Raw genomic sequence first — 11,830 nt, 5'->3', positions numbered from 1 at the left:
CTAGGTCTGTAATAGTAAATGCACTTAGAAAGTTTGAAAGTGCAGGAGTAATAGAGTCTAGGTCGCTTGGTATGAAGGGAACTCATATTAGGATCCTAAATGACAAGCTGCTAGATGAGCTAGCAAAGGTTAGATAGAAATATATAATAAAGCTATGCAAGTGATTGCTTGTAAGCTACCAGTATATATTATGTATGTTAAAAGTGGCGTTAGGGTGGTTTACTACCTTGACGCCATATTTTTTAGGAGGAAGATATGCCATTAGCAGATAAGTATAGGCCTACAAGGATAGAGGATGTCGTCGGTCAAGAACATATTATTGGTAGAGGCAAGCTCTTGAATAATATGATAGAAAAGGCCTATTTTCCAAATATGATATTTTTTGGTCCACCAGGTGTGGGCAAGACGACGGTGGCTGAGATAATAGCAGCCAGGGCAGATAAGAAGTTTTTTAAAATCAATGCATCTAACTCTTCTATTGATGATATAAAGAGGGTTGTAGCCTCAATAGGCAGTCTTGATGCCCAAAATGGAATACTCCTATATATTGATGAGATTCAGAGCTTTAATAAAAAGCAGCAGCAGTCGATTTTGGAGTTTATAGAAAATGGTCAGATAAGCTTGATAGCAAGTACGACAGAAAATCCATACCACTATGTATACAAGGCCATCTTGAGTAGAAGTGTAGTAATGGAGTTTAAGTCAATTTCACTTGATGAGATAGTTAAGGGACTCGAAAATATAGTTAATAAATACAAGGAGAATACTAATCTAGATCTTGTGTGTGATAGGGATGCCTATGAGGCAATGGCGAATGCATCAGGAGGCGATATGAGGTCAGCAACAAACATTTTGGAGTTGGCAATTAGCGAGTCTAGATTGGACAAAGATGCCAGGGCTAGGATTGATATGGGTGTAATAGAGGGGCTAAATATTTCTACCAGCTATAACTTTGACACTAGTGGTGATGTCCACTACAACCTCTTAAGTGCCTTACAAAAATCTATAAGGGGTAGCGATCCAGATGCCGCTGTATACTACTTGGCCCGTCTGATTAAGGGGGGAGACCTAGCAAGCATAATTAGAAGACTCCTAGTTATAGCTTCGGAAGATATTGGAATGGCCTATCCCAATGCCATTGTGATAGTTAAGGCCTGTGTGGATTCTGCCATGCAATTAGGCCTACCAGAGGCAAGGATACCCCTAGCTCAAGCTTGTATAGTTCTGGCTACTGCACCAAAGTCAAATTCAGCCTACCTTGCAGTAGACAGAGCCTTGGCAGATATAGATAGGATGGTCCAGGATGATATACCTAGCCACCTCTTAGATGCCCATTATAGGGGGGCAAAGGCCCTTGGACATGGCCAGGGATATAAGTATCCACACGCCTATCCAGACCACTATGTAGACCAGCAATACCTACCAGACAATATGGTCGACAAGGTATATTATGAGCCACAGGCCAATAAATTTGAAGGCCAGATTAGAGACTTTATGAATTATCTTAAGGGCAAGAAGGCTGAATAGGGTACATAGATTGGGTTTGATAGTTTATAAATAATATCAAAAAGAATCTTGAAATTTTAATAAAATTTTAATCTTGACTTTTTTACTAGGATATAATATTATAGATATAGAGTTAATTCATATTAATTTACTAGGAATTAATTCAGAAGAGGTGAAAACAATGAAGCTTTCGACTAAGGGTAAGTATGGTTTAAAGGCAATGTTTGAACTAGCTGTCAGTGGCAATGAAAAGGATCCAGTTCCTCTAAAGTATATTGCAAATAGGCAAGAGATATCAGACCAGTATTTAGAGCAGATTTTCTCATCACTTAAAAAGGCCGGCTTGGTCAAGAGTGTAAGAGGGGCTCAAGGAGGTTACTTCCTTTCTAAGCCTGCATCTGAAATAACTGTAGCAGATATCTTAAGAGTATTAGAAGGGGATATGGCCTTTACGGAATGCTTGTTGGATGAAGATGCCTGTAAGAATTTTGATTCATGTTCAACTAGGTATGTATGGGCTAGGATCAAACAGGCAATAGAGGATGTTACAATGTCTATATCCTTACAGGATATGGTAGATGATTACAATTCAAACTTCAATTACAGGGAAGATGACATTACTTTAAAAATGAGAGAAATTAAATAACTCTTAAATATATTTTATCGATAAAAAGAAGGGCCTAGAGCTCTTCTTTTGAGTTTATAAGGATTTTGGAGGAAAGATGAAAAGAGTTTTATTGGGTATGAGTGGCGGTGTGGATAGCTCGGTAGCCGCCTACCTATTACAAAAGGAAGGTTATGAGGTTGTAGGTGCAACTATGGCCTTATGGAACTTCAAGGACGAAGATAAGGATACTTCAATTGAGGATGCGAAGGCAGTTTGCAAAAGATTGAATATCGACCACTATGTCCTAGATTTCAAGGATGACTTTAAGGGTCAAGTTGTGGACAATTTTATAGATGAGTATTTTGCTGGGAAGACACCAAATCCATGTGTTTTTTGCAATAAGACCATTAAATTTGGGCTTTTATTCGACAAGGCCAAGGACCTAGGTTGTGACTATGTAGCAACTGGCCACTATGCACTTGTGGAATTTAATGAGACAAGTGGCAAGTATGAAATAAGGAAGGCATCAAGTGATAGCAAGGACCAAACCTATGTCCTTTATAACCTTAACCAGGAAAAGCTGGCTAAGACCCTATTTCCAATTGGTAGATATGATAAGAATACTATTAGGCAGATAGCTAAAGAAATTGGTCTAGAGGTTCATAATAAGCCAGATAGCCAGGATATATGCTTTATACCAGACCATGACTATGAAGGCTTCTTGAAGGAAAATTCCAACAAGAGGATAGAGGCTGGTAACTTTGTAGATAAGTCAGGTAAGGTTCTAGGAAAGCATAAGGGTATTATTAGCTATACTATAGGCCAGAGGAAGGGACTTGGTATAACCTTTGGTAAACCAACATATGTGGTTGATATTAATGGTCAGGATAAGTCTATTGTTCTTGGTGATAATGATGACCTATTTAAGACAAGCCTTACTGCAAGGGATGTAAACTTTGTCGAATGGACTCAGGAGGAAGTAAGTGGACCTATAGGTGTTTATGCCAAGGTAAGGTATGCAGCTAAACCTGCCAAGGCTGAAGTGACATATATTGGTCAGGGTTTGGTCAGGGTTGACTTTGAAGAGCCTCAGAGAGCTATAACAAGTGGCCAGAGTGTGGTATTCTATTCTGAAGACAGGCTCCTTGGTGGGGGTATCATAGAATAGGCTAGCTACACTTGAAAGTTTGGGTGTTTAAGCAAGGCCTACTGGAGATTCAAATAAGAGAAAGGCAGTATTACGTGCTCAATTTTTTAGATAGCAACAAAATGTTGAAATTAAATTAAAAAGTTGAAGTCAAAATAAGCAGAAAGTATTGAAAAATTATAATTTTTATTGTAATATATAGGTATTAAGTTTAAGGCCAAGTGGCCAGGATCAAAATAAGAATTTAAATACGAGGATGGGAAGTAGTAGGAGTCCAAGGTCTTGTAGAGAGGGGTTGTCGGTGGAAATACCCCAGATACAGGCTGTGAAGCAGTCCCGGAGTAGCTCTTTGGAAATAGTAGTACATTGAGACGTGATGCTGCGTTAATGTCAATGAAGATGTCACATTTTGTGATAATCAGGGTGGTACCGCGAATACAAGCTCGCCCCTGTAGTGTATACAGGAGTGGGCTTTTTTTATTAAGATTCATATCCTGTAAATTTAAAATAATTCATATGGAGGAAAGTTATGGAAAAGTTGGGATTAAATGAAATTAGAAGCAGGTTTACTAAGTTTTTTGAATCAAAGGAACACTATATTGCAAAGTCACATTCCTTGGTTCCAAGTAATGATAAGTCATTATTGTTGATTAACTCTGGTATGGCACCTTTGAAGAATTATTTTTCAGGTGTTGAAATACCACCAAAGAATAGGATGTCTACAGTTCAGAAGTGTATAAGAACTGGTGATATAGAGAATGTAGGTGTAACAGCAAGGCATGCTACCTTCTTTGAGATGATGGGTAATTTCTCTTTTGGGGATTACTTTAAGAAGGAAGCGATTACTTGGGCTTGGGAATTTATAACTGAATGGCTAGAAATTCCTGAAGAAAAGCTGTGGGTAACAGTATATGAAAGTGATGATGAAGCATATGACCTATGGAAGGATATGATAGGCTTCCCTGAAGAAAAAATTGTTAGACTAGGTAAGGATGACAACTTTTGGGAAATAGGTCTGGGACCATGTGGACCATGTTCAGAAATCTATTTCGACAAGGGTGAAAAGTACGGCTGTGGATGTGAAGACTGTAAGCCGGGCTGTGATTGTGATAGGTTCTTAGAGTTTTGGAACCTTGTATTTACTCAGTTTGATAGAAAAGAAGATGGCTCTTATGGGGAACTAGAGCATAAGAATATAGATACAGGTATGGGTCTAGAAAGAATGGCCTGTGTAATGCAGGAAGTAGATACTATATTTGAGGTAGATACTATAAAGTCAGTATTAAATAGGGTATGCCAACTGGCAGGTATTACGTATGGACAGGATGCAAAGAAGGACAAGTCTGTAAGGATAATAACTGACCACATCAGGTCCGTAGCCTTCATGGTAGGTGATGGTATACTGCCATCCAATGAAGGTAGGGGCTATGTACTTAGAAGATTACTGAGAAGGGCTGCACGTCATGGTAGACTACTTGGAATTAAAGACGACTTCCTAAATGAAATAGTAGAGGTTGTATTTGATACATGTGGAGACGCATATCCAGAGCTAATTGAAAAGAAGGAATACATCAAAAAGGTAATTGGTATAGAAGAAGAAAAGTTTGGTGAAACTTTAGAGCAGGGACTAGAAATCTTGAAATCATATACAGAGGAGCTGCTTGCTGGTGGTGGAGACACTATATCAGGAGAACAGGCCTTCAAGCTTTATGATACATATGGCTTCCCTCTAGACCTTACTATGGAAATACTTGAGGACGAGGGTCTAAAGGTAGATACAGATGGATTTGAAAGAGAAATGCAAGCCCAGAAGGATAGGGCTAGGGCAGCAAGAGGTAACACTGAAGGTGATGCATGGAAGGAAGACCCTCTAACATCACTTGAGGATGCAAGCTCAAGTTTTGATGGTTACCAAAAGTTAGTTAAGACTTCAGAAATTAAGGCTATGGTAGTTGACAATGTCTTGGTTGACGTAGTTGAAGAGGGTATTGAAGCAGCCATAATCTTAGATGAAACAAGTTTCTATCCTAATGGTGGTGGCCAGGTTGGTGATAAGGGCCAGATACTAGGTGATACAGGCCTATTTGAAGTTGAAGATACTTTGAAGGGGGCTAATGGAAGCATCAAGCATATTGGTAGACTTGTAAGTGGGTCTCTAAGCAAGGGTGAAAAGGTAGAAACAAGGGTAGACAAGACCCTAAGAATGGATGCAGCTAGAAATCATACGGCTACCCATCTACTGCACAAGGCCCTAAAGGAGGTACTAGGCGACCATGTAAACCAGGCGGGTTCTCTAGTTGAACCAGATAGGCTAAGATTTGATATAACACACTTCGAAGCAATGACTAAGGAAGAAATTAGCAGGGTTGAAGCAATGGTAAATGAATTTATTCTAGAGGCTCACCCAGTTACTGCTGAGGTAATGAATATAAATGAAGCAAGAGCTATGGGCGCCATGGCCCTATTTGGAGAAAAGTATGGTGAAGAGGTAAGAGTTGTAAAGATGGGTGACTGTTCAATTGAATTGTGTGGTGGTACCCACCTAGACAATACATCACAGGTAGGCATGTTCAAGATTCTATCTGAAGGTGGCGTTGCTGCCGGAGTAAGAAGAATTGAAGCCATCACAGGAAGAGCAGTATACCAGTATATACTTGCAAAAGATTCGCTAATTAATAGTATTAGTGATATAATGAAGACAAGGGAAGATAACCTAGTTGCTAAGGCTAATTCATTAGTCGATGAAAATAAGCAGTTAGAAAAAGAAGTACACAATCTTAAATCAAAGATGAGTATGCAGAATGCAGGAAATGCCCTAGAGGATAGCCTTGATATCAAGGGGGTTAAGCTTCTAACAGCTAAGTATGAAGATATGGATATGGATACCCTAAGAGAGGTAGCTGATAACCTTAGAGACAAGCTGGGAACAAGTGTTGTAGTCCTAGCGAATGTAGCGGGAGACAAGATTAACTTTGTAGCAACCGCTAGTAAGGATGCTATTGACAGGGGAGCCCATGCTGGCAACATAGTTAGGGAAGTTGCAAAAATCGCAGGAGGTAAGGGCGGTGGTAGACCTAACATGGCCCAGGCCGGTGGTAGTGACAAGACTATGGTAGACCAGGCGCTAGCAAGTGCGCAGAAGGTGGTTGAGTCACAGATTAAATAGTGTAAGGAGGGTTATTTATGGAAAAAAAATTAGAATACACAGTTCAGTTTGAAACAGTTAACCAGGATAAAATGAGTGTAGCTCAGACTATTGAGTATGTATATAATGCTTTGATAGAAAAGGGCTATAATCCTGTAAACCAGATAATAGGATATATATTATCTGGAGATTCAAGCTATATCACAAGCTATAAGAATGCCAGGGCGGCAATAAAGAGGTTTGAAAGGGATGAAATCCTAGAAGAAGTAATAACTAAGTATTTGAACATAGAGGAGTAAATGTTATATGTTTAAAAAGACTTTAGCCTTTATAGTGTCTCTTGTCTTGGTACTTAGCCTAGTGGGACCTAGCCTTGCAGCAGGGTCTAAGTCAGAGGAATCTGTATTTGCTACTGAGCAGGCAATGACCAAGGGGGAGCTTGATCCAAAGGCCGACAACAATACTGCCAAGAATAAGGGCAAGGTAATACTTATTGACTTAAATAGGACAAATTACGATAACTTTAAGAATATAAAGTTTTTGGCAAATAAGCTAGAAAATAGTGGTTATCTTGGCATGATGAATATCAGGGGTGACAAGGGCTATGATGATAGGAGAAACTATGCTAGCATGGGTGCTACTGGGAGGGTTAATATCCTTCCAGATACACCTGTTAACTTTAGTCAGTTAGATAATAAGGACCTATACAATTATGCTACCGGTCAGTCTCCAAAAAAGATTAACCTTTTGAGCATTAACAACCTAGACCAGTATAACCAAGCTGATGGTGAGTTTAAGTCCAAAATGGGATACCTGGGTGACACCCTAACCACTAATGGAAAAAAGATAAGTGTGCTTGGAAATAGTGATTACTACGATATGCTTACTGGTCAGGAAATAAAAAATAGGGACTTTGCCCTTATGGTCATGGATTCTAGGGGTAGGGTAGAAGATGGAAATGTGGATTTTATCAACAAGAAGGACCAGTCATTCCCGTTTGGTATCTCGACTGATTACAATAAGCTAAAGGAAGAAACTAAGAAATATTATGCAAAGTCAGACCTTTTGATGGTTAATCTAGGTGATACCTATAGACTAGACGAGTATAAGGTCAACCTAAATAGCAAGACCTATACAAGGATGAAGTATAGGGTCTACAATAAGGTAAGTGACTATATTGAATACGTATTTAAGATGGCTGGCAAAAATGACACAATCTATATATTAGGGTCTTTTCCGAGCAAGCTAGACTATGCTAATAATAGACGCTTGGCGCCTTTAGTAAGATTTGATATGTCTGATACAGGGAAGGGTCTACTTTTTTCTTCAACAACTAGGAGGATAGGACTTTTTGCCAACTTAGATATGGGCGTGGACATCTTAAGCAGGTTCGGATTAAAGAATAGTGAAATGGTAGGTCGCCAGTTGACTAATAAGGCCATGGCTAATAGGGACGACTACATGGCCAAGGAATATAAGAAGATTGTAGCAATATCATCTATTAGGATGTCTATCATAAATATATATGTAGCAGTTATTTCGATTTCTTGGATTTTAGGAGCCCTAGCCCTATGGCAGAGGGACAAGCTACCAAAGAAACATAAGAAGAATATTTTGAACTTTTTGAAGGAAATGGTCAAGTTGGGCCTAATTATGCCTCTAGCATTTTTATCAGCGCCTATTTTGAGGCCTGGAAGTCAGGTCCAGATTACCCTGGCCATAGTATTCATGACTTTCTTGCTATATATACTAGGTAATAGGCTATTTAAAAATGATGACCTTAAACAGGTAGGATTTTTCTCAATTTTGATGATCCTCCTAATAGTGATAGACTCCGTAATATCAACACCTTTGATGCAGAGTAATATAATGAGCTATGATCCTATGATAGGGGCAAGGTACTATGGTATAGGTAATGAATACGAGGGTGCAACCATAGGTAGTGCTATACTGGGTATTGCCATACTTCTTGAGTATAGAAAGATACCTAAGCCATGGGTTGCAATATTCCTAATTGTAGTTTTAATTACATCTGCCTATCCTAGTATGGGTGCAAATGTAGGTGGGGCAATTTCTGAGTCCATTGCCTATATAGCATTCTTCTTGTTAATATGTGGAGTTAAGATTGACTTTAAGAAGTCGGTAATTGTTGTAGCTGTAACAGGCCTGATTGTAGTAGCATTTGCTGCTGCTGATATTATCTTGGGCTTGGGTTCTCACTTGGGTAACTTTGTAAGTCAGGTAATTACAAATGGCCCTATGGAGATAGTAACCGTATTTGCTAGAAAAATAGCAATGAACGTACAGCTAGCCCAGACTACAGTATGGGTTAATATTCTACTTGTAGGTCTATTGATACTAGGCTTTACTATATTTAGACCAAATAGGCACTTTAGCCATATGAAGGAAAGGTACAAGATAGTATACAAGGGATACCTGGCTATAGTAATTGGTTGTCTTGTGACTCTACTAGTAAATGATTCTGGTATAATTGCGGCGGCTACAGATTCAATTTATTTATTGATACCTATAATTATAATTTTGATAAATAAGTTCAATCAAAAGTCAGACGAGTATATAAGTTAGATTAAGTAGGTGTAAATGTGCTAAATGGAAGAATAATGGGCCTCGATATTGGTGACAATACGATTGGTGTAGCCGTAAGTGACCTTATGGGTATGACAGCCCAGGGGGTTACGACAATAAAGAGGTCAAGTAAAAAAAATGATATAGAGGCCTTGAAGCAGATAGTTGAAGAAAGGCAGGTAAACCTGATAGTATCGGGTCTACCAAAGAATATGAATGGGACAATAGGTCCCCAGGCTGAGAAGGTCATGAAGTTTTGTGACCTGATTAAGGAGGAACTTGGCTTGGAAATCAAGTTCTGGGATGAAAGACTAACTACAGTATCAGCTGAAAAGATGCTGATTCAGGGTGATGTCCGTAGAAAGAATAGAAAAAAAGTCATAGATAAGCTTGCAGCAGTACTAATTTTGCAGGGATATCTTGATTCAATATAGTTTTCCTCAAGGTGTCAATAGAAAAATATTTTCTATTGACATTTTTTGAGAATTGATATACTATGAGTATAAGAAAGTTATCAATTGAAAAGGAGGGCTATAATATGGAAAATAACAATACTATGGAATTGTTGAAAGAGAAGCTAAAGGCTACTGGTTTTAAAATTACACCTCAGAGAAGGGCTATAATTGAAGTATTAATAGAGAATGAAAGTTCACATATGAGCAGTGAAGAAATATATGATAAGGTACGTGTAAACTGTCCAGAAATAGGTCTTGCAACTGTTTATAGAACTATGCAGTTACTTGACGAAATCAATGGTATATCTAAGCTAAACCTTGATGATGGATGTATCAGGTACGAAATCAATGTCGAGGGAGAGGATGTTCACCACCATCACCACTTGATTTGTAGAGACTGTGGAGCTATCATAGAGGTAAAGGAAGACCTTTTGGAATCTATTGAGGCTACTGTAGAGAACAACTATAATTTCCAGATAAAGGACCACGACCTAAAGTTTTATGGTCTATGTAGTAATTGTAAGGATAAATAGTTATCAGTAGAAAGTGATTATAAAAAATTGAATCTTAATGATAAAACCCATGACCTATATAGGCCATGGGTTTTCTTTTCTTTATTTTATAGGTCAAGCTTATAGTCCTCGTCCGTAATTAGTCCACGCTTTTTCATAAAACTTGCCACTATCAAAGATAGGATGGCAGGTAGAATAATATGTAGGAAAAGAATAATTATAAATAGGTGGACCTTGTCCATTTGTCCTGACATGGTCTGCCATGTCATTAGCTGACCAACAAGACCTGATGTTCCCATACCTCCGCCTGCGGGGTTATTTTGCATCTTAAATACTAGGGTTGCAAGAGGGCCTAGGATGGCACTTGCAACTATTGGAGGTAACCAAATAATTGGCTTTCTCATAATATTTGGCACCTGAAGCATGGATGTACCCAAGCCCTGGGCCAACAAGCCATTCCAACCATTAGCCTTGAAGCTAATTACTGCGAATCCTATCATTTGTGCTGAACAGCCGACTGTTGCGGCACCGGCTGCTAGGCCTGATAGGGATAGGATTATTGAAAGGGCTGCTGAGCTTATAGGTAGGGTCAATATAATACCCATTAATACAGATACTGCTACACCCATTAAGAAGGGCTGAAGCTCTGTAGAAACACGGATAAATTCACCTAGGTTGGCCATGGCCATTGCAAGATAAGGTCCAACAAAATAGGCCACCATACCACCTGTAACAATAGTTACTAGGGGAGTGACAATTATATCCACCTTTGTTTTACCTGATACAAGGCGGCCTATTTCTGCACTTATAACTACAGCAATAAAGGCACCTAGAGGATCGCCTGCACCCGGCAGGACTAGTTGCATCTTGTCACTCAATAGGGCTCCATTTGAAAAAGTGCCACCAAAGGCACCCAAGAGACCTGTTACACCTGAAGCTAGTATTACAAGCTTTGGTGATTTTAGGGCATGGGCTACTCCTATACCTATTACTGGTCCAGTTAGGGACATGGCTACTACGGCTACAGTAAGTAAAAAACTGGCGATACTACCTGTAAAGACACTACTTATCTGTTTTATTATAAGTCCTATTATAAGAGTTGAAAACAAGCCTAGGGCCATACCGTTTAGACCCTGGATAAAGTATCTATCAAAGAGCTTCCAGGCCATAGAATTTTTGTTTTTAGACATTTTGATTTACCTCCATATAGTACAGCTAAATGTAGCTGTATTTTATATAATACATTATCTTATATATTAGTGTATATACACTAATATATTATATAGTGCCTTGTTATAAAAATCAAGCAACATAAGAAAGAAGATAGAGGTTTTTAATATTAAAGGTCTCTTATAAAATATCCTATAGGTAGAGATATTTATACCTTACTTTACTGGTAAGCTACTAGTAATTGATTTTATAGGACCTTTAATATATAATTTATGGAGGAGATTTTAAGCTATAGGCCAAAATATTGTACTATGGATTTATATATATGTATATTCAAGTAGATATGATATAGATTAATTAGAATGGAGTTTTACTATGAATTTTAAGGATATAGTATATGAGAGATGTGACTATGATTCAATCAAGGGTATATATGAAAAAGCCCTGGCTGATATTAGGTCAAGCGAAAAATTTGAAGACCTTAAGGCTAGCATAGAGGGCTTGAACAAGACTAGGGTCCACCTACAAACTATGAAGGAACTAGCCTCTATAAAGTACTCTATAAATACCAAGGACGACTTTTATATGGCTGAAAATGAATATTGGGATGAGTATGGTCCCCTATACCAAGACCTAGACTACAACCTTTACCAAACCCTTTTAAAGATAGATTATAAGGACCAGATAATAGGGGAGTATGGT

General features: G+C 38.5%; 9 protein-coding genes, 2 pseudogenes and 1 other annotated feature. Of the genes and pseudogenes, 10 read left to right on the top strand and 1 reads right to left on the bottom strand.

Features of this window, described 5'->3' with window-relative positions; all coding sequences use genetic code 11:
• The 9 genes and pseudogenes from ACW6OJ_RS05205 to ACW6OJ_RS05165 all read left to right on the top strand — a co-directional run.
• Nucleotides 1-137, top strand: a pseudogene (locus ACW6OJ_RS05205) (GTP-sensing pleiotropic transcriptional regulator CodY); the annotation flags it as partial.
• A 118-nt stretch (nucleotides 138-255) separates the two neighbouring features.
• On the top strand, nucleotides 256-1,527 hold the full coding sequence (locus tag ACW6OJ_RS05200) for a replication-associated recombination protein A (RefSeq protein WP_456095955.1): 1,272 nt from the start codon (nucleotides 256-258) through the stop codon (nucleotides 1,525-1,527).
• A 160-nt stretch (nucleotides 1,528-1,687) separates the two neighbouring features.
• Entirely contained in the window at nucleotides 1,688-2,152 is a 465-nt protein-coding gene (locus tag ACW6OJ_RS05195) for an RrF2 family transcriptional regulator (RefSeq protein ID WP_293426165.1), read from the top strand.
• Nucleotides 2,153-2,228: 76 nt separating this feature from the next.
• On the top strand, nucleotides 2,229-3,281 hold the full coding sequence (gene mnmA / locus ACW6OJ_RS05190) for a tRNA 2-thiouridine(34) synthase MnmA (protein WP_456095954.1): 1,053 nt from the start codon (nucleotides 2,229-2,231) through the stop codon (nucleotides 3,279-3,281).
• Nucleotides 3,282-3,504: 223 nt separating this feature from the next.
• Nucleotides 3,505-3,714: a binding site (T-box leader), on the top strand.
• A gap of 75 nt (nucleotides 3,715-3,789) precedes the next feature.
• The gene (gene alaS, locus ACW6OJ_RS05185; protein WP_455104515.1) at nucleotides 3,790-6,426 is read left to right on the top strand and encodes an alanine--tRNA ligase; all 2,637 of its coding nucleotides are present in this window, start codon (nucleotides 3,790-3,792) and stop codon (nucleotides 6,424-6,426) included.
• A 17-nt stretch (nucleotides 6,427-6,443) separates the two neighbouring features.
• A complete protein-coding gene (locus ACW6OJ_RS05180) occupies nucleotides 6,444-6,704 on the top strand; it encodes an IreB family regulatory phosphoprotein (RefSeq protein WP_293426159.1) in 261 nt (86 codons plus the stop codon).
• A gap of 7 nt (nucleotides 6,705-6,711) precedes the next feature.
• A complete protein-coding gene (locus ACW6OJ_RS05175) occupies nucleotides 6,712-8,991 on the top strand; it encodes a hypothetical protein (protein WP_456095953.1) in 2,280 nt (759 codons plus the stop codon).
• Between the two features lie 17 nt (nucleotides 8,992-9,008).
• Nucleotides 9,009-9,425: a Holliday junction resolvase RuvX gene (gene ruvX, locus ACW6OJ_RS05170; RefSeq protein ID WP_293426155.1), complete on the top strand. Its 417-nt coding sequence runs from the start codon at nucleotides 9,009-9,011 to the stop codon at nucleotides 9,423-9,425.
• A gap of 104 nt (nucleotides 9,426-9,529) precedes the next feature.
• Nucleotides 9,530-9,979 carry a Fur family transcriptional regulator gene (locus ACW6OJ_RS05165; RefSeq protein WP_293426153.1) on the top strand — a complete coding sequence of 150 codons (450 nt, stop codon included), beginning with the start codon at nucleotides 9,530-9,532 and terminating at the stop codon, nucleotides 9,977-9,979.
• Nucleotides 9,980-10,065: 86 nt separating this feature from the next.
• Here the strand turns inward: ACW6OJ_RS05165 and ACW6OJ_RS05160 are convergent, their stop codons facing one another.
• Complete coding sequence (locus ACW6OJ_RS05160; protein WP_456095952.1) at nucleotides 10,066-11,148, bottom strand: PTS transporter subunit IIC; 1,083 nt, start codon at nucleotides 11,146-11,148, stop codon at nucleotides 10,066-10,068.
• Between the two features lie 355 nt (nucleotides 11,149-11,503).
• Between ACW6OJ_RS05160 and ACW6OJ_RS05155 the strand changes: the two are divergent.
• Nucleotides 11,504-11,830 (top strand): annotated as a pseudogene (locus ACW6OJ_RS05155) (M3 family oligoendopeptidase); the annotation flags it as partial.

The organism is Peptostreptococcus sp. (genome assembly GCF_977045075.1).
The sequence above is the reverse complement of the archived record's forward strand: the minus strand, read 5'-3'. Positions and strand labels throughout refer to the sequence as shown.

Coding starts and splice junctions, on each gene's coding strand:
- ACW6OJ_RS05200 (WP_456095955.1), top strand. CDS start 256: ATGCCATTAGCAGATAAGTATAGGCCTACAAGGATAGAGGATGTCGTC.
- ACW6OJ_RS05195 (WP_293426165.1), top strand. CDS start 1,688: ATGAAGCTTTCGACTAAGGGTAAGTATGGTTTAAAGGCAATGTTTGAA.
- mnmA (WP_456095954.1), top strand. CDS start 2,229: ATGAAAAGAGTTTTATTGGGTATGAGTGGCGGTGTGGATAGCTCGGTA.
- alaS (WP_455104515.1), top strand. CDS start 3,790: ATGGAAAAGTTGGGATTAAATGAAATTAGAAGCAGGTTTACTAAGTTT.
- ACW6OJ_RS05180 (WP_293426159.1), top strand. CDS start 6,444: ATGGAAAAAAAATTAGAATACACAGTTCAGTTTGAAACAGTTAACCAG.
- ACW6OJ_RS05175 (WP_456095953.1), top strand. CDS start 6,712: ATGTTTAAAAAGACTTTAGCCTTTATAGTGTCTCTTGTCTTGGTACTT.
- ACW6OJ_RS05165 (WP_293426153.1), top strand. CDS start 9,530: ATGGAAAATAACAATACTATGGAATTGTTGAAAGAGAAGCTAAAGGCT.
- ACW6OJ_RS05160 (WP_456095952.1), bottom strand. CDS start 11,148: ATGTCTAAAAACAAAAATTCTATGGCCTGGAAGCTCTTTGATAGATAC.